Below are 26,066 nucleotides of genomic sequence, written 5' to 3'. Positions count from 1 at the left end.
CCATTTACCTTTAAGTATTTTGTTTCAACCGAGGACCTAAACAAAGTCCCCTAAAGAGTTTGTTTTTTGCCACGCTTGCGTAGCTAAATTATATCTTTTTACAATCTTTGCAGGTATTCCAACAATAACGCAATAGTCAGGAAAATCACCACGAACCACCGCATTAGCACCCACAACACAATGTTTTCCAAGTGTAGTCCCGGCACTTATTTTCGCACCACTGCCAATAAAACAACTCTCACCAATTATAGTTTTGTTCACGATCAGAGGCTGCTGACTAACCGGGAGTTCAATATTTTGATACTCGTGATCGGTATCTTGAATCATAACATCGAATGATATTAACGAGTTTTTGCCAATAACTAGCTGGCCTGCAGCGGTAATATGACAGCGCTGCTCAATGCGTACACCGCTTTCAATTAAAATAGAGGGCGTGTATTTTCTTTCGAGCCAGCTATCTATTGCTTCTATTCGGGCATGCTCTCCAATTGATACGTTTTCACCAAGTTTTACTGCCTCATAGCTTATAAACAAAGGTTTGTATACAATACTTCCTTTTCCATAATGACTAAATATAAAGCGATAAATTAACGCACCTTTGGCCAATAGCCACAAATGCGCTACATAACGCTTTTTAAGAGACACAGGCAACAATAACAACTTTTTAAATTTAAGAAAAACTTTCATAATTGTTGATCCTATAGCCTAATATATATTTAAGGTTTTTTTCAATTTCAGTCCAAACCTTTTCGTCACTTTGTGCTGTAAGCACTAAGTTAATTTTACTTTCAAATTCAGAGACCGAAGTAAAGCTATCATCAAGCACGCTAATAGCGTTATCTGCGTCAGCATCTTGATACCTTAAACAGATACAGTTATTTATGTAACTATCATAGTAAGCTGTAGAATTATAAGAAATAGAACAGTCATAGCGGTTTAAATTTAATAACTCTTGGACTGTACCTGCAGGCGCAAAATTAAAGCTTTCAGACTTAAGCTGATCTGAATACTTCTCTACTATCAACGCTGGATGAAGCTTAAATTCAAACTCTATATTCAAAGTCGACTGAGAAAGCAAGGAGATTAAGTTGAGATTATTTTCATCAAATTGACTCCTAGCCAACAACACGAGCACTCTTAATTTTTTATGGCTTTTTTTAGGTAAAATCAATGGAGTTGTTTTTTTAGGGTAACCTGCAACTACAAGCCTGCGCTCGTCCATACCATATTTTATGAATTCATCACGGGTATACTCTCCCCAACAAAGTAACTTATCAGCAACAACATTCTCATAAGCAATAGCGTCTATCGGCGGGATATCGTAAATAAACCACAACCCATGCTGTAAAGAATAGGTAGGTATATTGTTTTTTTTGAAAAAGTAATTTAGTACAGCTTCTTCATTAAGGTTACTGCAAAATGCACAAAAAAGCTTAATGTTAGTCGGTGTTTGCTTTTCTAAAAAATCAATATTATTAAGGTTATGTGCGATTGAAGCTGCCAAGGTTATTTTCGATAAAAAATTTAACTCAAGCTTTCTAAAAAAGACAATCTTAAATGCTGAAAATATATTGGACAGCGAGAATGTGAGACTTCGTTTAGAATTCGATAAATCAACAAGATCACTTTCATTTTGGTAGCTTGTCATAACATGCTTTAAAAGCTCATAATAATCTTTGCGATTATAATCACCTATAGAAAAAAGTGCTTTTTTCTGCGTCGGTATTTTAATTTTACGAACCGCAAAAAAATAAACCAAACTTCGACGAATATTGAAATTTTCTCTTTTATAAATCAAAGAAATCAATTCAAGAGATACTATATTCTCAATTGGATAACCTTTATGGTCATAGGCCAATTGTTTTTTTACTGTTTTATACTTATCAAATAGCTTCTTCAAATCATTTCCTTTAACTGAAGTAATGACACTTTTTTATAAAAAACTTTCATTTGGATAATAATCATTAATATATAAAAAACAATCGCGATAATACCTAGAGAAAATATATTAACTTCAAAAAGTAAATTATAAGATTTCAATAAGAATGCCAATCCAACAGACAATAAAGTTGAAGTTATATATATTTTGGTTGGGAAATAAGAGGAAAATTTAACCTTAAGCCTTTTATTTATTGGTTTTATAAGTAAGTAAGCACCAAAAAAGTTTAAAAATGTAGTCGCGAAAGCAGCCCCAATAACGCCATATTTTGAAATTAAAAAATAATTCAATACCACATTCAATGTAGTTGTTACTAGCGTATTTTTAAACAGTGCTTTTTCTAACCCTATAGCTCCCATTACACCACCAAAAATAACAACAGCCCTCAACCATTGAAACATATAGACCTGAAAAACAATAACTGAGTTTTCGTACTTTTCGCCAAATAAAGTTAAAATTATTTCATTACTGTAAATTAAACAAAATATAACGATGGGCACCAGCAACACTGTCGCTTTTTCTATCGACTCCTTCCACACAGCAATAACGCCGTTAGTGTCATTTGAGCGTATTAATTTAGAAATAACAGGTATCATCGCAGTCAATAATGAGCCTGTAATAATACTAATAAATGGGATTTGAAAAGCTCCTACTTTTAAAGTAGCAAAGCTACTCGCGTCCATCAAAAACGACACCATTAGCTGGTCAATATAACCATTTAAAACAGCAACTAGAGATACGGATCCCATCGCTATTATATATTTAATCTCAACAGAAGAAACGAACCCTCTGTTAACCCTCAATAAAAAACTATTTTTATTTACATATAGTAAAAATAAAAATAAAAGTAGATTACTAAAAGCCGAAAAAAATAGTACATAAGCTAAATTATCTAAGAATATAACAATAAATATATTTATAAGTACGGTAATTAGCTGTATTGATGTTGTTAAATATAAATACCCTTTTAAACCTCCTGTTATTACACTCAAATTTTTAAAATATTCAAATGTCGCTGTAGTCACAAAAAGTACTAATATAATGACGATGAACTTTTCAATCAAAGGATTATTAATAAGTTCAGCTAAAGGTTTTGCAAATAAAGCTAATAAAATAGCGCCCAAGCAGAGCAAAAGGAGTTGGAAAATAAAAAAACGTTTAAATATTTGCTGTCGCTGCGAGTACTTAGCGTATTGCCCATAAAAGTAAGTTAATGATACTGGTACACCTGCACTAAATAAAATAGAAGCTAAACTAACAACCAATAATACTTGTTGGTAAGTACCAAACTCCTCTTCAGAAAAGTTTCTCACTAAGAAAATAAACAAGACAATAGTTAATACTTTTTTTAAAGCATCTTGTAGCATAAGATATTTTGTATTTTTCATCTCTGCAAATTAGCCTAGTTTTTTATTGGCTTTAATTTTGGAAATGACCTTATTTACATCCTCAGGGATATCTACAGCAATACTTGAACTGGCTACTTCAACCATTTGTACGCTTATATCACTCTCTATAAACCTTAGTATTTCAATATCCTCTACTTCCTCTACTTTAGACTTTTCAGCATGAGCCATAAAAAACCTTAAGTGCTCTTTAGAAAAAGCATAAATACACACCTGCTTATAGCCAAAAGCAAACCCGCCCGTCTTTGTTATAGGTACTGGCGAACGACTCATATACATTAATCTATTTGAGCTACTCACAACTACTTTAGGGATGTTAGGTGATCTAAATTCATCTTCATCCTCAATTAATGACATAGCATTAATGACTCTATTTGGCAGCCTGGTGTATTCATTTATTACTGTTACTATGTCTTTAGGATCGATTAAAGGCTCGTCTCCTTGTACATTAATTATGAAATCACAATTTAGTACTTCATTAGCCTCTGCAAGTCGATCTGTGCCCGTTAAACACTGTGAGGAAGTCATGATAAACTTGCCTCCAAACTCTGTTACTGCATTGGCAATTTTAATATTATCAGTAGCTATGTACACTAATTCTTTGTCAACAGCACGACAACAGCGCTCCCATACATGTTGTATCATCGGTTTGCCATCAATAATAGTTAATGGTTTACCCGGGAAGCGGCTAGACTCGTAGCGAGCTGGAATAACGATTGCGTAACTAAGTGACATGTTAACCCTTAAAACTATGTATAACTTTAAAGTCATGTTTTTGACTTAACTCAAGCATACTTTGTTTAACATTTGATAATGGTGCATAGAAGATAAAATCTATATTGTTTTTCTTAGCCGCTTCATAGTCAGCAAGAGCATCACCGACCATTACAGCACTAATATGGCTCACACTATTTAAAATATTTTTAATATTCTGAGACTTTGATACTGGACTGCCTAGAACTTCAATAAAATAATTAGAAAAATTCCTTTTTTCTAATACTGTTCTTAGCTGACTCTGCTCTGACCCTGAAGCCACGTACATAAGCTTACCTTTTAGCGAGGAAAGTGTACTTTTTATTCCTAAAGCTTCAGGTACTTCTAAATAGAATTTATCAACTTGCTCTGCATACGCTAATAAAAGCATCTCTTCTAACTTTTGTTTTTCGGCGCCATCAATATCTAATGTTTCTGTAAAACTAGCAACATGATGGTAACGACTCATGCCAAAGTTCTCTTTGAATTGTGACGCTAATGCTTCCACCTGTGTGTCTGAAAAGTAATTTGAAAGGGACAAGGCTGCTCTCATAGCAGCCACTTTCATATTATTAGAATCAAGAAGAACACCGTCACAGTCAAATATAATCAGATCGTATGGCTCAAATATAAGCATATACGCTTCCCTTTTTAATAGGGTAAGTTGTTGGAGTTATTGATATAAAGCCAAGGTTGTCTTGTAGATCATTTTCAATAGTATCGAAGAACTCAATCATCTCTAAGTGCCTTGAATCATTTGAATTATAACCATCAACGCCAGCAAAGGTAACTTTATTAGCACCTGCGGCTATCGAAAATGCTAAGCCATAAGCTATTGTTAGTTCAGACGGGATTAGGCAAGATGTTTTTTCAACTTTAAAGGTATTATCAGCGATATCAACACCGTAATTGATGTTTCCATTATCGGCTAAAAGCTCAACATCTTGGGCTGGAAAACGATGAGCAGGATAAATAATTGGCTTACTTAAATTAGAGTAATTCTCTTTTTCAGTTAAAAATTTAAGGTTATGTGTGATTGCAATATAATCTACAAAACTATCATCTAGCACTTTGTTTATGTTCAATGAGATCACAATTGGTTTATTATTTTTAATGTACAACTCAAGAGCTTTTTTATGCTTAGCTACAGAATTCGCATTAGTGATTAATAGAACTTCTCTACCATCAAGTAAGCCACTGACATCATCTCCTGTAACTTCTGAAGTATTCTTGTTAAGACTCAACGCAGCTTCTAATACAGAACCGTCATACTTGCTAGTGCCGTTTAGTTGGAGTAAGTATTGTAAAGCACCAACAACTTCATCTTTCCCTATATGTGTGTTTGATAACAGGTTTTGTATATAGGTGGGGTGAACACTCTGCTGTGCACCTAAAAAATATAATAAGTTAGTTCCCCAGCCATATTGTTTTTGCATTGACTCAAAATAACGAATGACTAACTCATAGATCTTATTTGGCTTCAGTTCTACATATTTTTCAGCTAATACGGCCATTAAATTTTCTGTTTGAGTATTACCTGCACCTCGTCCCATACCTGTAACAGTAGAGTCAAGCCATTCAACTCCAGCTTCAAGTGCGGTTAAGCTATTTGCAAGACCACGCCCCATGTTATCATGAGTATGTATTCCCATGTCACCAAGCCAATGCTTTTGGATTAGCCTAACGATTCGTTGAACTTCGTTGGCATCCATATTCCCTAGTGAATCAGCAAAATAAAGAGCATCCACACTTCCCCATTGACTAATTTCTTTAGCTTTTTCTTCTATTTCTAAATCAGGCTTTCCACCCGCTTGCATAAGATTATAACCAACGATATAGCCTTTACTTTTTAGTTGGTTTGCTATTTCTTTAGATTCTTCGACTTCATGAAAGTGAGCAGCTATTCGCACAAGACTAACGCAGCTATTTTTCTCTTCGCAAAATAGTGCATTTACAGCAGCTTCTATACTCAATTGACTAGATAAAATAGTTTTTGCGTCAACCATTACTCCATAAGTTACCCCATCAGGTAATTCTAAAGTCTTTAAGTAATTTTCAGAGCTATATGCAAATGGACCTAAAAATTCATTTTTTGGGAAGTTACGCAAGCCAAGTTCGACATATGAGATTCCGCTTAATGCGACTGCCTGTAAGTAGCTTTGAACTAACTCTGGCTCAAAATCCCAATTATTGTAATATCCACCATCTCTTAATGTACAGTCAAGAATTTTCATTTGGGTCCTTTATATCCTAATCATATAAGTCTGTTCTTTACTTATACTTACTAATAAAAACAATTATTTAATTACAGAGAATTTATTTCTATCCCATTACTATCTTTTTCTGATAGTAATGGAGTCCCCGATATTGGCCACTTAATATCTAGAACTTTATCATTCCACGCAATTGATACCTCTGACTCCGGGTGATAATAATTTGTGCACTTGTATACAAATTCAGCTTCTTCACTCGTAACATAAAAACCATGAGCAAACCCTTCTGGAACCCAAAGCTGGCGATTATTTTCAGCGCTTAAATAAATACCAACCCATTTTCCGAATGTCGCAGAGTCTTTACGTATATCTACTGCAACATCAAAAACCTCCCCTGAGATCACACGTACTAATTTACCTTGTGTGTTCTTCCTTTGAAAATGTAGACCTCTAAGTATGCCTTGTTTTGATTTAGAGTGATTATCTTGCACAAATTGTGTCGGTTTTTTTGTCACTAGACTTTCAAATTGCTTTTGATTCCAAGTTTCCATAAAAAAACCGCGATCATCTCCAAACTTCGTTGGTTCAATAATTTTTACATCCGCTATTTCTGTATCTATTACTTTCATAAAAAACCTATCTATTGATATTTTTTGAGTGCTTTCAATGCTGCATGCCAATCGCTTTGAATAATACTAAAGTCAGAGGCTATTTTAGAACAATCAAGTTTTGAGTTGGCAGGACGTTTGGCTGGTGTTGGGTACTCTGCAGTTGTAATCGCGTTTACTGCGATAGGAGAATTAATCATCTTATTAGCTAAAGCACTCTCGAATATCTGCACTGCAAACTCTTGCCAGCTAACATATGGATACCCTGTGTAATTATATACCCCGTAATGATGACTACCCTTTTGTAGCTGCTCGGCGATATCAATAATTGCAGCAGCTATATCACCTGCATAAGTTGGCCCGCCAAACTGGTCACCAACTACACCTAATGTTAAACGCGTTTGAGTTAAACGAAGCATTGTTTTCACAAAGTTACTGCCGTACTCACTAAAAACCCATGCAGTACGTAATATAATGTGCTCATCGCAGGCTTCTGCTACAGCTTGCTCTCCTGCAAGTTTAGTTTGCCCATAAACGCATTGCGGTTTTACTGTATCACTCTCAGTATATAAACCTTCTTTATCACCGGAAAAAACGTAATCAGTTGAAATATGAATAATTACAGCATTAATCTCTTTAGCAATTACAGCTAGGTTTTTAGGCCCTTGGCAGTTAATCGCATGAGCTATACTTTGCTCAGACTCAGCCTTATCTACTGCTGTGTAGGCCGCAGCATTAATAATAACATTTGGTCTAAACTCAGTTACAATCCTATTAACCTCTTCAGAATTAGTGATATCTAACTCTTTACGGCCTAATGCTAAAAAGTCCATTGCAGGCATAGCGGTTAGTTGTGCAATCAAACTACTCCCCACCTGGCCATTTTTACCAGTAATAAGTACTTTCATTACTTTTTCTCTTTGGCCAAACGATTTAGGTATTGCCCATACTCATTTTTCAACATTGGTTTAGCTATTTTAAGTAACTGCTCTGTACTTAACCAGTTATTACGCCATGCAATTTCTTCAAGACATGCCACTTTCAAGCCTTGCACATTCTCGATAGTTTGTACAAATGACGAGGCCTCATGGAGACTCTCATGAGTGCCTGTATCTAGCCATGCAAAACCACGCCCTAGTAATTCAACATTTAGAGTACCATCATTTAAGTACATCTCATTTAATGTTGTTATTTCAAGCTCTCCACGATGTGATGGCTTTACTTTCTTTGCAAATTCAACCACGCGATTATCATAAAAATAAAGCCCAGTTACTGCATAATTAGACTTCGGCTTTTCTGGTTTCTCTTCAATAGATACTGCCTTCATATCCTTGTCGAATTCAACAACACCAAACCGCTCTGGATCTTTAACTTGATAACCAAATACAGTTGCTCCTGTATCTCGACTTGCAGCGTTTTTAAGCGTTTTACTAAAAGATTGACCATAGAAAATATTATCGCCAAGTACTAAACATACGCTATCGTCACCGATAAACTCTTTACCAATTAAAAATGCTTGAGCTAATCCGTCTGGTGACGCCTGTACTGCGTAACTTAGATTTATACCATAATCACTACCGTCACCTAATAAGCGCTTGAAGCTTTCATTATCTTCCGGCGTGGTAATTATTAATATATCGCGAATGCCTGCTAACATTAATGTTGATATTGGATAGTAAACCATCGGCTTGTCATAGACTGGTAATAGCTGTTTTGAAACGCCACGCGTTAATGGATAAAGGCGTGTACCAGAACCCCCAGCTAAGATAATTCCTTTCATGTGTGTCTCCTAATTATTCTATTGTACCAAGGCGTTGGCGCTGGTATGAACCATCTTGCACATTTTCACACCACGAACTATTATCTAAATACCATTGGACCGTTTTATGTAAACCAGTTTCAAAGGTTTCTTCTGGCGTCCAAGCTAATTCATTTTGCATTTTTGATGAGTCGATTGCATAACGCCTATCGTGGCCAGGGCGGTCACCTACAAAAGTAATTTGTTCTGCGTATTTTGTTTTCTTAGGTACTAGATTATCTAAAATACTACAAATAGTTTGTACTACCTCAATATTTTGTTTTTCATTATGCCCGCCAATGTTATAGGTTTCGCCTATTTTACCTTCGGTTACTACTTTATAAAGAGCCCGTGCATGATCTTCTACATATAACCAATCACGGATTTGATCACCTTTACCATATATAGGCAATTTTTTACCTTCAAGGGCATTTAAAATAACTAAAGGTATTAGCTTCTCAGGAAAATGAAAGGGGCCGTAGTTATTTGAGCAATTTGTAATTATAGTAGGAAAGCCATAGGTGCGAAGCCAAGCACGCACTAAGTGGTCGCTAGATGCTTTACTCGCTGAATACGGGCTACTTGGTGAATAAGCCGTTTGCTCGGTAAATAATGGCAGCTCTCCTTCCTGCTCATCTGGATGAGGCAAATCTCCATAAACTTCATCCGTTGAAATATGGTGGAATCTAAATGCTTCTTTAGCACCAATTTCTAAATTATTCCAGTAATTGCGCGCGGCTTCTAATAAGTTGTAAGTACCTACAATATTTGTCTGAATGAACTCAGCGGGACCAGTTATAGAGCGATCAACATGGCTTTCGGCCGCTAAATGCATTACAACATTTGGCTTATAGGTTTTAAAAATTCGATCTAGCTCTAAACGATCACATATATCAACTTGTTCAAAGATATTACGTTCGCTATCTTTTACGCCCTCAAGTGACTCTAAGTTGCCTGCATAAGTCAATTTATCGATGTTAATAACTTCATCTTTCGTATTATTTATAATGTGGCGAATTACTGCTGAGCCAATAAAGCCAGCTCCGCCTGTTACTAAAATTTTCATACTACCTACTTTTTTTCGTTAAAACTTAACGACCCATCCCAAACATCACGGTCTTAATTGTCAACAATAAGATTTTTATATCTAACATACTGGAATGATGCTTAATATAATGTATGTCGTACTTGTGTTTCCAAATTGCATCTTCAACCGATGCACCATACGGATAACTTACTTGTGCAAGCCCAGTAACACCGGGCTTAACTGCATGGCGAAAACGATAGTAAGGTATTGCTTTCTCTAAATCTTTTATAAATATTTCACGCTCTGGTCTTGGCCCAACTATAGACATAGTTCCTTGCAGCACATTTATAAGTTGAGGTATTTCATCTATTCTTGTTTTGCGAATGAACTTCCCAATCTTTGTTACGCGTGCATCATTTTCACTAGCCCATTGAGCGCCATTTTTTTCGGCGTCATTACGCATTGATCTAAATTTATAAACTTTAAATTCCTTGTTATATTGCCCTGTTCGATTCTGCCTATATAGAATATCTCCAGGACTTTCTAACTTTATAAATAAGGCTGCTAGAACAGAAAGCGGTAACGTTATTATTAGTAACAATATAGCGCTTATTATATCTATAGTACGTTTTGTTATTTGTGTGCGTTTATTCGATAAAATAGAAAATGCCTTTTGATGTAAAAAGTAACTACTATGTAATAATCGTACTTCAGTATACTTTAATCTATCATCTAAATAGCTTACTAATGGCTCTACCCAGGCACCAGACTCTGTCGCATTTACTAAATATTCACGTTGCTCTTTAGTCAAATGCGCACTTCTATAATGACAAATTACTTTTTCAGTAAAATCAATTATAGAATAATCATTAATTACTAAATCAAATGAATGCTCATTAATTATTTCCACAATATTATTAACGCACTCATCTGGGCAAAAAACATAAATTATGCTTTGTTTCAAGGCTTCTTTTTTTGATTTAAAACTTTTCGTTAACAACATAAATTCCAATTAATCTAATTAATCTAATTAATAACATACATGTTATTTAAAATTTATTTTTCATACATACAATAAACTGTATGTATTAACCCAGAAACACTATGCTTACTTTCTTTTAGAAAAGTACATTAATAATGTAAATATTATAGACAGTATGCCACCTAAAAACATACCTAGGATACAAATCAAGGCTCGTTTAGGTCCTGACTTTTCTTCTGGTACTAGTGCTGGATCAATAGTTTTAAATACATATTCGTCTCTAACATTTGCAAACATTATAGTTTTTGTTTGCTCTTCAATTAATTTAAATAACATAGTACGTATATCGGCTATTTTTGTTTTTTCTAATTGTTTAGTTAAAAATTCAGTACTTTTATTTGCCTCAGCAACATCACGTTTTTTCATCTCTGAATTAATATCGTTTATTAACCAATTTACCCACTGCTGAGCAATGACTGGTGATTTATGTTGTATAGCCAGCCTTAGCATACCTGTTTCTTTATCTGTATTTAATGTAATGATATCCCTAAACTCTTTGTAAGCTTCCTGCATTGAGGGCTCTGGTTTTTTAGGTGCTTTTACATCACGTACCCACGTATTCGTATCAGGGTTATAAATTTCAGTATTAAAATTTAACGTATTACTTTCTAACTCCCATGAATCTACAGCGAGTAAATAAGGCAATAAATTATGTTTTTTAATAAATTCACTAGTAAACTGACGAGATTTTAATATTTCGATAGCCAGTTCACTTTTATTACTTGATATGCCACCTAAATTAACTCCAGCTAAGCTAGCTAATCCACCAAATTGACCAGCCAGCCCACCTAAACCGCCATTTTTCTCTTGCTCTGCAGGAGCCAGTAGAGCTTCAGATTTATAAATATTTGGTTGATTGATTGCATAAAATACCGATACGACAGTAAATAGGAAAGTGATAATGATAATAATCCACTTCCCTTGCCAGATCGCACTGAATAGCTCTCCTAAATCAATCTGTTCATCAGCATTTTGATAAGCGTGTCCTCGCTCATTTTTCTGCATATAATTATTTAAGTCATTTTCCATATCAATCTCATAAAATTAGCTATTCGCTGATCATAATTCTAAAAACAGCTCGAACTATTTATTCTTAAAGTTTATCTAATAAATGGAAGCCTGAATTCCACTAAAGACTACCAATCGCTGCAACTGCTACACCAAGCTGATAAAGAATCTGCGTTGCAGTACTCCAAAGCGTTAGCTTATCCATGTGTCCTGCATCCATTGGTATCACTATTGTATCACCTGGTTCTAACTGGTCAGCATTATTTGCTGCAAACCAGCCACCTGTACTTGGTATTTTCACTGAACCATTGGCTTTAATAATGTAAATTCGATCTTCAGCGGCACGCTCTTTAAGGCCACCACTTAGAGCAATATAATCATCAACACTCACCCCTGTTTTATATAGGTGTGATGTGGAGTAGTTAACTTCACCAATTACGCTAATTGAATCACGCTTGCTTGGTACATAAAGTGTATCACCATCTTGCAGTACTAAGTTTTGTTGATTATTTACAATTAAAGGTAAATCAATTACTAAACGTCCTACGGCTTCAACACTCGCGAGGTCGTTTAACAGCTTGTTCATTTCTTCATAAGAAAGTGTGCTACTACTTACCGAATTTTGAAAGCTTTTAGAAGCTATATCACGGCGAAGCTCTGTAGATAAGCGTGCGAGTTGTTTTTCCTCTTGTTCTTTAATCGACGTACGGGTAAATACAGCTGCTTTTTGCTCTGCAAATTGTGAAAAACCACCCGCACGATCAAGTAATTCCGTTAATGTTTCACCACGGCGTATAGTGTACGTGCCTGGAAATTTAAGCTCGCCTTTTAATTCTACTTTTACATTTTCTTGCCAGTTTGGAATTGCAAAAACGTTGATGCTGTCTTTACTTTGTAATGTAATATTACTTTGAAGGTCGCCTTTCATGGCGCTTTCAAGGTCAAATCGTAAGTGTTCTATTTTAGAACCATCGCTGGCTACAATACGTGTAATTTCAGCTTGTTTTACGTAGGCAGACTCCAGCAAACCACCGGCTGCTGTTATTAAATCACTTACCTCACCACCAATCATTAGTGGATAAATACCAGGGAAAGTTACATTCCCGCTGATTTCAACTAATTGCATTGCTTGTTGCACTGATGCTTGCTGTTTAAATTTAGCAATAATCGGCGCTAACAAGTTATGGCGGCTAAATAATGCGTAATCTTCAGGTTTGAGTTCTTGGTCTTCTGCTTCTTTTGCTTTGCGTTTAGAAATTTCAGCAATTGTTAGTATTTTATTGTCTTCAAGAACAAGCTCTTCGTCTTCTTGATTAACACCAATATATTTTTCGAACTCTTTTTGCTCAAACTTGTGCCATTGCTCTGCTTTTTGTTGCTGCTCTTGTTGCTCTTGGCTAAGGGCCATATTTGCTAGAGCTGATTGCTCTGCTTCTTTTTCTTCAAAACGACTAAATACAACTATCTTGTCATTAGCTTTAAGTTGTAAATTGTTTTCAGTATTTTTAATAATCGCTTGAGCAACGTCGAACTGATGCGCTTCTATATCGCCGTTTACGTTTATTTCGCGGATTACGAGGCCGTAGCTTAAATCGGCTTGCGGTAGTAGGTCACCGCGTATAGATTTAAGTACATCTGAAATACGCTTGCCTTGGTGCCATTGATAATTACCTGGGCGTGCTACTGCACCAATTAAGCTAATTGAATTTTGATATTGCGAGCTAACTGAATTAAAGCGAATGCGGTCGCCATCTTGTGGGATATAGTTAATTTGTGGTTTTGAAAAATCGACCGAGAGTACTTCTTTACGATCGAAATTAAAGCGCTCTACAATTGCGCTTTTAGCGTATGCATTTGGTTTAAGGCCTCCGGCCATCGCTAATAACTGCTTAGCAGACTCGCCTTTTTTAAGTTCAAAAATAGCGGGACGTTTAACTGCACCTTCAACTGTTACTTGAGCGCCAACTGAAGGTATAAATACTGCATCGCCCGGTTTTAATACGATGTCGTTGCTGCTATCGCCATTAATAAGTAAGTCGTAAAAGTCAAAGTTTGCAACTACGTTGCCTGCGCGTTTAACTTGAATATTACGAAGAGAAGCAATGTCAGACACGCCACCGCTTACGAATAATGCGTGCGAAACGGTTGTTAATGAAGAAACGCTGTAGCTACCAGGCTTGTAGGCCTCTCCTAGCACTAAAATACGCATGCTACGAAGCTGACCAAGCGATACAAACGCTTTTACACCTATTACCTCTTGCTCTACTTTTACTTTTACTAATTCTTTAATTTCAGCAAAAGTTAAACCGGCCACTTCTACAGGGCTTAAATCTGGAATACTAATACGTCCTTCACGGTCAACTATAACTTCAAAACTGTCACTTTCTTTACCATAAAAGTTTATTTTTAATTGATCGCCAGGGCCCACAATATATGTATCTGGTACTGCGGCATTTTCGCTTGGCATAAATGTAGTTGGTTCACCTGCAAACAATTCGTAACCGTACGGCTTTAATTCGTCTGTTTTTGGTTTAAAGCGCTCTTCATCTGTAAGCTTTTCTTTTTCGGGTTCTGCGCGCTCACCAATACTATTTTGCTGCTGTGTATTATTTTGATTATTAGATTGGTTTGTACCAGTGATCGTTGCTATATCAACACCGTATTGTTTTGCGAGGGCTTCTTGTTGAGCTTTAGGTAACTTTTTAAATTGCTCAATTTGAGACGCTGTTGGCGTAAAAGCCAAAGTACTAAAACTACAAAGTAGAATAAAAGCACTAATAAATTGTGTAAAAACTTTCACGAGTAGGTATATCCCTAGGTCTACAACCAAAATTGGCCGCTATAATACCTTAATTTTAAGCAAATAAAAAAGGGACTTTCGTCCCTTTTGTCACTTTAGTGTAATTAACTTAACTACATTGGTTAAAAACTGTAAACCAACGTGAATGACGTTTCAGTGTCAGTGCTTTCTTTGTCGTCAGCAACATCTGAGTTGTTAGTGACATTAAAAGCGACTTTCATTTGTAACGAGCCGTTTATTTTTGCAAGTAATGCAGTTTCAGAACGAGTTTTAGTGTTTGTATCACCGTACTCAACAGCAACTAATTGAGTAAAACGTGCATTCTCAGAAATTTGCCAGTTGTAATCTAACTTACCTAAGGCAATTACTTCGCCTTCAAATTCACCAGCAAGAGAGTTACCGTTGTCATCAACTTCAGTGCTGTCATCTGGGTATTCAAAGTATTTATAACCAGGACCAATTTCAGCACTTAACCACATAGTTTTTTCGTTTAATAAACGTAAACCGTAACCTGCAGAAATTACTGACTCACTTCTATACGCTCCAAAATAATCTGAAACGTGTGAACCATAAATGAATAAATGAGAATGATCTTCATTTAATTTGTAATTACCTTGTGCAGAAATTGAATACTTTTCGTTAGTGCGCTGCTTGTTTTTGTCACCATTTGCATCTTCAACTTCATCTTCTTTGTAGATGCCGTCTAGCTTGTATTCGTTGTTCCAGTGTTCAAGATTGTGCTGAACTTTGATGCCACCTTTAAGTGTGGTCGTTTCTGTATTACCACTTGTGACAATAGCACCTAATTCACTGGTAACTTCCCATGTTCTTTGTTCTGCGTCTGCAGCAAATGCGTTTGTTGCAGCAGAAGCCGCAACTAAAACTGATAAAAGCTTTAATTTCATTAAAAAATAACCTTTGTATAAATGTACATCTATTTTATTAAAGCATTACTTGTTAGAGCAAGCTAAACAGCTAAGTAATAATGTAAAAAATTTTCATGCAGCAAATACCGCATGAAAATTTTATGTTTAATAGCTCTTTAGCACTATAACAATTAAAGATAACTTTAATTAAATAACTATTTAAAATTAGTCTTGCTTGTGAAAGTGAACATCCATTTGTGGAAATGGGATAGTAATATCTGCATCATCTAATGCGATTTTAATATTTTCCATTAATGACCAGTAAGTAGGCCAATAATCAGCAGCGTTAACCCAAGGACGAACAATAAAGTTAACACTTGAATCGCCTAACTCATTTACAGATACATTGTAAGCTGGATCTTTAAGTATGCGTGTTTCTGCATCTAATACAGATTTTAATACTTCTTTTGCGTGACGTAAATCAGCATCGTAGCCAACACCAATAACTAAATCGATACGACGAGTAGACTCTCGTGAGAAGTTAGTAATAGCACCAGACATTATTTGAGAGTTTGGTACGATAATTACTTTGTTATCTGGAGTACGTAGTTCAGTTGAGAATATTTCGATTTTTTTAACCGTACCCATTTTATTACCTGCTTCAACAAAGTCACCAGACTTAAATGGACGAAGTAAAATAATTAGTACGCCTGATGCGAAGTTAGATAATGAACCTTGCAATGCTAAACCCACAGCTAAACCGGCAGCACCTAAAATAGCAATGAACGAAGTTGTTTCAATGCCAATTTGCGAAAGTGCCATTAAAATAGTTACAGCAAATACAAGTGTGTACACAATACTTGAAACAAATGAACCGACAGCTTTATCTACTTTCTTTTTAGCAAAACCTTTTTCAGTTAAGTTAGAACAAAACTTAGCAACACGACTACCAAGTAAAAAGATAACAAGCGCAACAACTGCTTGTATACCGTAGTGTAAAATTAGGCCTGAGTTATCGTTAAGCCAATTAAGTACTGAATCCATATTTACTCCAAATGTTTTTTATTAAGCGTTTTCGGGCATTATTATACATTAATTTACAATTTATTCTCATGAAATAATGAATTAATACTATTAAATGCAAGTATATTCGATTTTTTAGAGGTATTTATGCGATAAAACATAGCCTACCTTGAAAAAATATTAACGACTAAATACTAATTATATTTGCCTGATTTAAATTATTTTAATTTATTTCACTTTTGGGCTTCACAACAATTATTATTTTATGTATTATGCGCGCCACACCAAACAAGGTGTGTGTAGTGGCGGTTGTAGCTCAGTTGGTAGAGCCCCGGATTGTGATTCCGGTTGTCGCGGGTTCAAGCCCCGTCAATCGCCCCACTTTTTTCCTAGTAAGCCTTCATATTTATACCCTATCTTTACTCTGTAATATAAACTCTAAAACCTTCTAATATATTAACCTTGCAACACAATTATTAATACTCTAGTTAAACCCACTAATTTACAAATCTCACGCAGCGATTAAATCATCCCTAGATAAAAAATTTCAATCCACAAAGATCAACACGCCCTAATTAGTAATAATATTTAATAAACAAGTATTTAATACCAATTCGCTTAATTAAGTGATCTATTTTGAGGATGGAAAAACATGTTGATAGCTTGGCAAAAAATTCGCTATTTAGTTGTTCTCGGCAACTGCTACTGCATTGCTCTACCTTCGGCATCCATGCAGTCGTAAATGAGAATTTTTTAACACTGGTAGCGACACGTTTAGCCCCGCAAAATGATTAAGTATTATCGCGGATTGGTATAACTCGTTACTTATCTACAATTAATTAACCAATGTGACTGTATTAACTATACTTAGCTACAAAAAGTGGTAGGTTTCTAATGTTGGCATCACTTTTTACAAAACATCAAACTTCTACTGGGATATAAAATTAAGCATGATTAAACAGGTTTTAGGAAATTTACTGTGTAGTTGTTTAGCTGTAATGAGCTTTAACCCATTGGCTCAAAGCAATGATGAATTCAATAAGCTATTGATTGAGCTTCAAAAATTAGTTTCTGAAAAAAAATACACTCAGGCTTATCAAAAAAGTAATAGTGAATATCAGTACCTAGGCGAACCCGTATACGACTTTTTATTAGGGGTCAGTGCACTTAAAACAGGGCATGCGGCGCCAGCTGTATTTGCCTTTGAGCGCGTGGTTGAAAATAATCCTAGATGGTATGAAGCTCGCTTGTACTTAGTTCGTGCTTATTTAACAGTTAATAATTTACCTGCTGCCGATACTCAAGCTTTAATACTAATTAACTCACCTGACACACCTAATAATATAAAGTCTTCAGCACAGTCATTGCTAGAAACTGCAGCACTTAAGCAACAAGAGGCTGGACGCTCTTATAAACAAAATATTGAGCTTGCCCTTGGCGTAGATGGCAACGTAAACGCAGGTACTGCAGAAAATACGATTATAATTCCTAATATTGGTGAGTTTTTGTTATCGCCAGAAAGTAAAAGTACGCAGGACAACTATGCACGACTTAATTACAGAGGAAAGTACTCTCACCCTATTGATCAAAAAAGCTTAATCACTTTAAGTATTGATACCGGGTGGTACAAGTTTGAAGAACTCAGTCAATACGATCGTATAAATGCGCACATTAATGCCGCCTATCAATATAAACAAAATGACATAAGTTGGTTTGCACGAGTTGCTACCACTCCGTTGATGCTTGATGGCGAACTTTATCGTACTGAATCAGCTTTAACGGCCGGAGCTAATTTTACGCTAAATAAACAAGTTAATTTATTTAGCTCTTTGACTGCGGGTGTTTTAAACAATAGATTTGATGAAAAGCTCGATAACTCATTTTATGCGATGAATGCAGGTGCTAGCTATGCAGCTAAAAATTGGTTTCAAAGCTTAAGCATTAACGCTAAAAGCGAGGAAGCGGACATTACTGAAGGTGAATTTAATAGCCGTAATATTACGAGCTTGTACTACCAAGTGAACACTCAGTTGGCTCAACATTGGCAGTTGTTATCTCTTGCTGGATACCAATGGATTAATTATAAAGATGATCACCCTTTATTTTTACAAGAACGTGCCGATAACCTCTTTATGTTCTCAACTTCTGTTTGCTACTTAGTTAATCGCGATTTAGCCATACAGTTGGCTGCCAACTATCAAGATAAATCCAGTAATATTTCTTTATTCGAATATGACCGTTTAGATATCAATTTAAGCGCTTCTTACTCATTTTAATTTAAGATATTTATGAAACATTTACTCCCTGTAATTACCACTTTACTTTGTGTAAGTTTTTATACACAAGCAAACGATCCTGCTGGTAAAACTATTTTAGCACGAGGCTCTGTACTCGCGGTTGATGGAAGCAATGAACAACAACGACAATTGCAGCGCAGAGATACTGTTTTTGGCGTAGATCGCATTACGACTGGAGAGAAAAGCAAAGCGCAATTTTCGATGTTGGATGGTGGTTTAATAGCCTTAAAAGAAAACTCAGAATTAAATATTGCTAACTACGAATTTAATGACAATACCCAACAGGGCTCTGCTTCTATTGAGTTACTTAAAGGCGGTTTGCGCTCTATTTCCGGCGTAATTAAAAAAAATGGCGGCTCTTATAATGTAAAAACCCCCGTTGGCTCTATTGGTATACGTGGAACACATTTTGAAGTTCAGCTGGTTAAAGGCGATGTATTTTTAGCGGTATGGAATGGCGCAATAGATTTAACGTTAGAAAATAATAACGTGGTTTCTTTGGGTGATAACGAAGCATTTTCGTTTGCACAAATTACAGCCACTGGTGAAGTCTTTAAAACAACACGTGCGGCACGTGTGTTTGATCAAAATATAGTAGCAATTGACTCTAAAGACGGCAACGAAGAAGAAACTGAGCAAGCATCGGTAACTGAAGTTGAAGTAAATGCTTTTGAAGCAGATACAGGTGTTATGGATATATATTCTGAACAGCAATTTCAAACTGTTAGCAGCGCATCTTTAGTCGATCAAATAGCTCAGCGCCAAGGTGTATTTAACTATGAAGTATCAAGCTTTAATGTAAATTCGAGTGTGGGTGCTGTTACTGACTTTGCTATGACTATGGCAGTTGATTTTGATAATGGCACCGTACCTGATGGCGAAATTAGTTTTAATGACGCCGGTGGAAATTGGTATGCAGCTTACAGCGGCTTAATAAATTTAAGCGAACTTGAGCTGGCCGTTACATTTGCATCCCATGGTAACAATAAAGCCGAGGGCGATGTTGATGCAATATTTTTGAATGACCTAGACAATATTACTGGCAACTTTAATCTTAACGAAATAAATAATCCTGATGTAAATGCTAGCGGTTCTTTTAAATTAGAACCATAAACACATTGGATACAAAGCTTTTATTATGGAGTATTTAAAATGACAGCAAAAAATTTATTTTTGCTTGGTTCTATGGTGTTTTTGTTAAGTGCCTGTGGAGGCTCAGAAGAAAGCCCCACTCAAGAGACAATACAATCACCTACGGCTGAAGTAGTACCGCCAACGGTGACTAGCTATATAAATTTGGCTGGTGTTATAGCGAGTAATCAAACCAAGAGTACAAAAGTTTTAGGTGCTGTCACTTCAAGTAGAGGAGTTGTTGGAGCAAGTTTAGCAAATACTCGCGCTAATATTGTTTTTCCACAAACAAACGACACCGTACAAGGTAATGTTTCTTTTTTACTTGAAGCTTCGGATACTGATGGCATTGCTGAAGTTAATTTAGTGCTCCCTAGTGTTAATAAAAGCATATCACTGTGTTCTTCTGATTGTGGTGTTGGCTACGGAAAGTCAATTATAGGCCTCAGCCCTGCGCTTTATGGCGTAACTCCAGGGGAAATACGTCTCGAAATATGGATAACTGACACTTTAAATAATCAGGTACTTGCTGATGCAATCACTTTTAACTGGCAACCATATCAAATTGAAGGTGTTACAGCACAACGAGACGAAGATAATATTAATCTTTCGTGGCAAGCTAACCCCGAACTTAATCGTTACAACGTTTATATTGCAACTCAAGCTGGAGTCACATCTACTAACATTAATGAATTAGAGAATGGGCAACAATTTTTAAGTATTCAAGATACTGCATTAAGCATTACCGAGTCACTTACAGATAAAAGTTATCAAGTACTTATTACCGGTGTTGATGGCAGTGGTGAAAGTGGTTTTGCTAATATAATAAATATAGCGCCAGTGGGTGGAGAGCTTGCATTTGCACCAGAGGCTAATGCCGATCAGTTTCAGATAAATGAAGATCAAACTCTGCAAGGTAACGTGCTAACAAATGATACGAATCAATACAGTGGCGATTTACGTGTAAATACAGATGCATTAATTCTACCGCAGCATGGCACTCTTAATATAAATGAAAATGGGGATTTTACTTATATCCCTATTGCAAACTTTAATGGTGAAGATGCCTTTAGCTATCAAGTTGCTAACGAGCTAGGTATGACAGATACCGCAGTTGTAGAGATAACCATTTTAGCTATTAACGACGCTCCTATTGCGCTTGATAATACTTACAGCATTACAAACAATGGAACCTTAGTTGTCCTATCGCCAGGCTTACTTATAAACGATAGCGATATAGACTTAGATGACTTAACTGTTGATACAACGCCGGTTAGCGAACCAACAAGAGGACAATTAACCCTTTTTGATAATGGTGGCTTTGAATACCAAGGCGAGCAAAATATGCAAGGCCAAGACAGCTTTCAGTACAGAGTTGTTGATGCACAAGGTGCTCAGGCTATTGCAAATGTAACTATTGTAAGCTCAAACACTAACGTAGCCCCTATTACAAAAAATGATAGCTATAGTTTAAGCGAAGATGAAACACTTGTGGTTACAGCAGCCAATGGTGTGCTTAGTAACGATACTGACCCAAATAATGACAGTTTTTCAGTTGATGAAACGTTTATGGTGGCACCCACACATGGCCAACTATTATTAGCAACTGATGGCAGCTTTAGTTATGTGCCGGATGCTAACTTTAATGGTGTTGATCAATTTCAATATCAAGCTATAGACTCATTAGGTGCAACCTCTACAGCCACAGTAACTTTAGTAATAAACAGCGAACCCGATAACCCTGTTGCACAAAATGATGCCTATCAATTTAGCAAAAATAAACTATTTGAAGTAACAGTACAAAATGGCTTGTTAATTAACGACTTTAATATTGAGGCTGGTGATTTATCGGTTAATACCACGGCAATTAATGCAACTCAAAATGGCGAACTTACATTAAATGCTGATGGCTCGTTTACCTATCAGCCAGACTTAGGTTTTATTGGTGTAGATAGCTTTACCTATTCAATTTCAAATGAGCAAGGCTTAACTGCAACAGCTCAAGTAACCTTAAGTGAAAGCGGCGTTAATACTTTTCCAGAAGCCAATGACGATCAATATACGTTAGACGAAGACAGCTCTGCATCTTTATTAGATGTGCTAGCTAACGACACTGATGCAGATGGCGATACAATTACTATTTCTAATATAGAAAATACTGCTGGTGAAGCGACTATTGTCGCCGGAAAAATACAGTTTACTCCACCAGCAAATTTTTCAGGTGAGATAGTACTAACTTACACCATTACTGATGGTTATAGCACTGGTAATGAAGGTATAAACGACAGAACAGCAAGTGTGACGATTACCATTACACCTGTTAATGATGCCCCTACTGCAAATGCTGATTCAGTAACGATGAACGAAGATGCTCCTGCGTTATTAGTTAACGTATTAGCTAACGACTCCGACATTGATGGCAATACTCTTGTGATAACAGCTGCTACTGCAGATATAGGTTCTGCATCTGTTGTTGATAATAAAATCCAATATACGCCTACTGCTAATACAAATGGAACAGCAATTATTAACTACACAATAAATGATGGGAACGGCGGTACTGCAACTACTAACTTAACAATTACTATTACTCCCGTAAACGATGCTCCAATAGCAAACGCAGACTCAGCTACAATAGATGAAGATGCAGCGCCAATACTAATAAATGTATTAGCAAATGACTCAGACGTGGATGGCGACAGCCTTGCCATAAGCGCAGCATCAGCTGATATTGGCTCTGTATCAGTGGTTGGCAATCAAATTCAATATACACCGGCAGCCGACGACAACGGCGTAGCAACAGTTACTTATACTGTAAGCGATAGCAGCGGTGGTGCCAGTACAACAACGTTAACTATCACTATTACCCCCGTAAACGATGCTCCAATAGCAAACGCCGATTCGGCTACCATGGCTGAAGATGCAGCGCCGATACTAATAAACGTATTGGCAAATGACTCAGACGTGGATGCCGATAGCCTCACTATCAGTGCAGCCTCGGCAGATACTGGTTCGGTCTCAGTAGTTGGCAATCAAATTCAATATACACCGGCAGCCAATGTAAATGGACTCGCAACTGTTGTTTATACGGCAATTGATAGCAACGGTGGTGCCAGTACAGCAACACTATCTATTACTATTACTCCCGTAAACGATGAACCCATTGCAAATGCCGACACCGCGACTATGGATGAAGATGCTGCGCCGCTACTCATTGATGTGCTGATTAATGATACAGACGCTGATAGTGATAGCCTAAGCATAACAGCAGCGTCAGTCGATAGCGGTTCAGTATTCGTTGTCGATAACAAACTACAGTACACACCGGCTGCAAATAACAACGGTATTGTTGTTGTCAGTTATACTGTAAATGATGGGAATAACGCTACAGGTACTGGTAGTTTATCAATTACGATTACTCCTATTAACGATGCTCCAGTTGCGTCAAACCAAGGTTTTAATATTAGCGAAAACGCAACCGATGGTGACACTATTGGGACTGTTAGTGCCTCAGACATTGAGAACCAAAATTTAAGTTACACCCTACTCAGTGGTGCTCCCATATTCGAAATAAATAATGATTCTGGCTTATTAACTGTAAAAGGTGAAAGCCCGTTTGATTTTGAAACAACTCCTCAGTACATATTGAGCCTAGCTATTACTGACGACGGTACGCCTAACGAAACAACTACTATTAATATAATAATTGATGTCACTGATGATGCGGAGCCTCTAGTTCCTGTTGAAGATGAAACATTTGGTCGTCCTATAACAGGTGAACTTGAGCTTTCGGGTGTTTTTTCAAGTGGTAAATTTAATGACAGTATTGAGCTAAATAATAACCTTTACTTTGTAGGTTTTAGTAATAACAGCGACAAAGATATTGTTATTGCATCCTATACAACGAGTGGTGTAATAAATACAGCATTTAACAGTGATGGCGTTAAAGTATTAGATTTAGAAAATGATGAAGAAGCAACTGCTATTATCTCTGATGGTACAAGCCTCTTTGTTGCTTACACTAGTTTTGATGGCACAAATACCGAAGCATGTTTGTTGAAAATGAATACCGCTGGCGTATTAAGTAATAACTCTGGAGATAATAATTCAGGTATTCACTGTACCGCATTAGCAAGCACTCTCGTTATTAATGACCTTGAGTTTAGCGACAATAAAATTCAAGCTGTTGGTAAGTCATTTAATGGTAACGACGACGATAGCTTATGGATAAAATACGATATATCTACACTCGCTTATGAAGCCGGAAGCCCTAAAATAGTCGATGTGAGCGGCGCTAATAGAGATGACGAAGCGTTTGCTATTAAAAACTTTAATAGCTCTGATCTTATGGTTGCTGGCAGTGTAACAAGTGCAACTGGCGATAAAGACGTACTTATTCGTTATTTAATTTCTGATGGTGAAAACAACGGAAGTTTTAATGGTAGCGCAGCATTATCGTTCGACTTGTCTGAGAATAATAAAGATGACGAATTATTTGCAATTGGCGGTGCTAAAAACACCGACTTTACAGCTTTTGCAGGTGGTTACATAACTCGTAACAGTGGTGAAAAAGAAGCCGTGGTTTTGGCTATTGATAAAACGGGTACTCTTATAACGAGTTTTGGTGATGCAGGTACTGCTATTTACGATATTGATGGTAACGGTGGTGCAGGTAATGGTGGCGCGAACGTAACAGGCGTAAAATACGAGCCAATTAAAAATGGAATTACTTTATCTGGCACTACCGGTGTTTCAGCTAACGAAAAGTTATATTCTGCCCGTATTTTAACTTCAGACGGCTCACTTGATAGTACTTATGGTGCATCAGGTATTAATATTATTTCAGGTATCAATGGTAAGCAATTTGCCAAATCGGCAACTATAGATGCGAATGATACAGTATGGGTATCGGGTGTTATTGACGACTCAACCACTAAACCATTTGTTGCAGCAATTGACGAGCAAGCCACATTATTCAGTAACTTTGCAGACGTTGGTTATCTTGCTTTTGATACTATAAGCGCAGAATCTGACGATCAATCAATGCACGTTTTACAACTGAGCAATGGCCCTCAGGTCGGTAAGTATATTCTTGCATCAACGGCTAAATCGAACTCAATTACTAAGTTAGTATTAACACGCTTTACGAGTACGGGTGCTATAGATACTAGCTTTAGCGAAAGTGGTCATAAAGAAATTGCCATAGATTTGAGCGTACCTAATATAGCGTTGGTTGAACACAATAGCGGCAGCTTATTTATTGCGGGATCTAAAAGCAAAACTGACGGTGAAGAGGGCTTTATAGCTAAAGTTGATCAAAATGGTGATTTAGATACCTCATTCGCCAGTGATGGTATTTACTCTACTTCTATTTCAGGTGCTGAAAAGCTTAACTTAACTGATTTAGCACTACATGATGGCAACGTTGTAGCAGTTGGCTCTGTAGTTATAGCCGATACTCCTAGTTCGTTTATCATGATGCTAGATTCTGACGGTACACTTGACGATGACTTTGGTAGCAATGGAAAAATTATAGGAACACCTTTTGAATATTATGAAAGTGTTTTTATCAGTGATGATAGTATTTTTATTGGTGGTAAATCTGTATCAGGTGCCAGTTCAGAATTAATAGCATTAAAGCTCGACTCTGACGGTGAGCAAACCTACAAATACATAGGTGAAACAACCATTGATTCCGAGAATAAAATGGTAAAAGTATTAGTCGACGAATCAAATAAATTATATTTAATTGCAAACGTTGTAGATACGCCTAATAAAGCTAGTATTACGCGATTACTCGCATCTGGAGTAATTGATGACAGCTACCCTTTAGACCAATATACATTAGCTTCAACGGGGGATACCGAAGTAAAAAGTGCCGTTTTTGATAGCAACAACAATATTGTTTTAGTTGGTATGGGCAATAATAAAGGAATGTTAGCGCGCATTTTAACTGACGGTACTTTAGATAATACGTTTGGAGCCAGTGGTGTCGGATTTTATGAAGCAAGCCAATGTGTCAGTACACATGTATTTACTTCAATTATCCTGCAAAATGATACCCAAGTTGTTGTAAGTAGCACTTGTAATGACACTAACTCTAACAATGTTAGTATTTCTAAATTCAATTTTGAAGCAGATGGAGCTTAGCCTTA

The 26,066-nt window shown here is 36.5% G+C and carries 18 protein-coding genes and 1 tRNA gene; 4 read left to right on the top strand and 15 right to left on the bottom strand.

What is annotated here, in order from left to right; all coding sequences use genetic code 11:
• Positions 1-36: 36 nt before the first annotated feature.
• The 15 genes from H5159_RS00755 to H5159_RS00685 form a co-directional block, all read right to left on the bottom strand.
• A complete protein-coding gene (locus H5159_RS00755; RefSeq protein WP_096792423.1) occupies positions 37-687 on the bottom strand; it encodes an acyltransferase in 651 nt (216 codons plus the stop codon).
• On the bottom strand, positions 671-1,900 hold the full coding sequence (locus H5159_RS00750) for a hypothetical protein (RefSeq protein WP_182779516.1): 1,230 nt from the start codon (positions 1,898-1,900) through the stop codon (positions 671-673). The genes H5159_RS00755 and H5159_RS00750 overlap by 17 nt, the downstream gene beginning before the upstream one ends.
• Positions 1,897-3,327 carry an oligosaccharide flippase family protein gene (locus H5159_RS00745; protein WP_096792421.1) on the bottom strand — a complete coding sequence of 477 codons (1,431 nt, stop codon included), beginning with the start codon at positions 3,325-3,327 and terminating at the stop codon, positions 1,897-1,899. The genes H5159_RS00750 and H5159_RS00745 overlap by 4 nt, the downstream gene beginning before the upstream one ends.
• 9 nt (positions 3,328-3,336) lie before the next feature.
• Positions 3,337-4,080, bottom strand: coding sequence for a 3-deoxy-manno-octulosonate cytidylyltransferase (gene kdsB / locus H5159_RS00740; RefSeq protein WP_165728155.1), 744 nt, complete (start codon positions 4,078-4,080; stop codon positions 3,337-3,339).
• 1 nt (position 4,081) lies between these two features.
• Positions 4,082-4,735 (bottom strand): HAD family hydrolase, encoded by a 654-nt coding sequence (locus H5159_RS00735; protein WP_182779515.1) that lies wholly within the window; start codon positions 4,733-4,735, stop codon positions 4,082-4,084.
• A complete protein-coding gene (locus H5159_RS00730; RefSeq protein ID WP_182754148.1) occupies positions 4,722-6,332 on the bottom strand; it encodes an aldolase catalytic domain-containing protein in 1,611 nt (536 codons plus the stop codon). The genes H5159_RS00735 and H5159_RS00730 overlap by 14 nt, the downstream gene beginning before the upstream one ends.
• A 71-nt stretch (positions 6,333-6,403) precedes the next feature.
• Positions 6,404-6,940 (bottom strand): dTDP-4-dehydrorhamnose 3,5-epimerase, encoded by a 537-nt coding sequence (gene rfbC, locus H5159_RS00725; RefSeq protein ID WP_096792417.1) that lies wholly within the window; start codon positions 6,938-6,940, stop codon positions 6,404-6,406.
• 11 nt (positions 6,941-6,951) lie between these two features.
• The gene (gene rfbD, locus H5159_RS00720; RefSeq protein ID WP_182779514.1) at positions 6,952-7,827 is read right to left on the bottom strand and encodes a dTDP-4-dehydrorhamnose reductase; all 876 of its coding nucleotides are present in this window, start codon (positions 7,825-7,827) and stop codon (positions 6,952-6,954) included.
• Complete coding sequence (rfbA, locus tag H5159_RS00715) at positions 7,827-8,699, bottom strand: glucose-1-phosphate thymidylyltransferase RfbA (protein ID WP_096792415.1); 873 nt, start codon at positions 8,697-8,699, stop codon at positions 7,827-7,829. Before rfbA ends, rfbD begins: the two co-directional genes overlap by 1 nt.
• 13 nt (positions 8,700-8,712) lie before the next feature.
• A complete protein-coding gene (gene rfbB / locus H5159_RS00710; protein ID WP_182779513.1) occupies positions 8,713-9,783 on the bottom strand; it encodes a dTDP-glucose 4,6-dehydratase in 1,071 nt (356 codons plus the stop codon).
• A 25-nt stretch (positions 9,784-9,808) separates the two neighbouring features.
• Positions 9,809-10,747: an exopolysaccharide biosynthesis polyprenyl glycosylphosphotransferase gene (locus tag H5159_RS00705; protein ID WP_182779512.1), complete on the bottom strand. Its 939-nt coding sequence runs from the start codon at positions 10,745-10,747 to the stop codon at positions 9,809-9,811.
• A 105-nt stretch (positions 10,748-10,852) separates the two neighbouring features.
• On the bottom strand, positions 10,853-11,815 hold the full coding sequence (locus H5159_RS00700) for a Wzz/FepE/Etk N-terminal domain-containing protein (protein ID WP_182779511.1): 963 nt from the start codon (positions 11,813-11,815) through the stop codon (positions 10,853-10,855).
• A 100-nt stretch (positions 11,816-11,915) separates the two neighbouring features.
• Entirely contained in the window at positions 11,916-14,594 is a 2,679-nt protein-coding gene (locus tag H5159_RS00695) for an SLBB domain-containing protein (RefSeq protein ID WP_182779510.1), read from the bottom strand.
• Between the two features lie 122 nt (positions 14,595-14,716).
• Complete coding sequence (locus H5159_RS00690; RefSeq protein ID WP_024596589.1) at positions 14,717-15,499, bottom strand: YdiY family protein; 783 nt, start codon at positions 15,497-15,499, stop codon at positions 14,717-14,719.
• Positions 15,500-15,685: 186 nt separating this feature from the next.
• Positions 15,686-16,504, bottom strand: coding sequence for a mechanosensitive ion channel family protein (locus H5159_RS00685; RefSeq protein WP_002958438.1), 819 nt, complete (start codon positions 16,502-16,504; stop codon positions 15,686-15,688).
• A gap of 284 nt (positions 16,505-16,788) precedes the next feature.
• Here H5159_RS00685 and H5159_RS00680 point away from each other — a divergent pair.
• The 4 genes from H5159_RS00680 to H5159_RS00665 all read left to right on the top strand — a co-directional run bounded on the left by H5159_RS00680 (position 16,789) and on the right by H5159_RS00665 (position 26,061).
• Positions 16,789-16,864 (top strand) — tRNA-His (locus H5159_RS00680).
• Positions 16,865-17,433: 569 nt separating this feature from the next.
• Positions 17,434-18,759 carry a surface lipoprotein assembly modifier gene (locus H5159_RS00675; protein ID WP_182779509.1) on the top strand — a complete coding sequence of 442 codons (1,326 nt, stop codon included), beginning with the start codon at positions 17,434-17,436 and terminating at the stop codon, positions 18,757-18,759.
• Between the two features lie 12 nt (positions 18,760-18,771).
• Positions 18,772-19,893: a FecR domain-containing protein gene (locus tag H5159_RS00670; protein ID WP_182779508.1), complete on the top strand. Its 1,122-nt coding sequence runs from the start codon at positions 18,772-18,774 to the stop codon at positions 19,891-19,893.
• Between the two features lie 39 nt (positions 19,894-19,932).
• Positions 19,933-26,061, top strand: a complete 6,129-nt coding sequence (locus H5159_RS00665) for an S-layer family protein (RefSeq protein WP_182779507.1) — start codon at positions 19,933-19,935, stop codon at positions 26,059-26,061.
• The last annotated feature ends 5 nt before the right edge of the window (positions 26,062-26,066 follow it).

The sequence above is a fragment of the Pseudoalteromonas sp. SG43-1 genome, from assembly GCF_014164415.1.
GTDB lineage: Bacteria > Pseudomonadota > Gammaproteobacteria > Enterobacterales > Alteromonadaceae > Pseudoalteromonas > Pseudoalteromonas distincta.
Note: the sequence above shows the minus strand (reverse complement) of the source record. Positions and strands in the feature narration are given on the sequence as shown.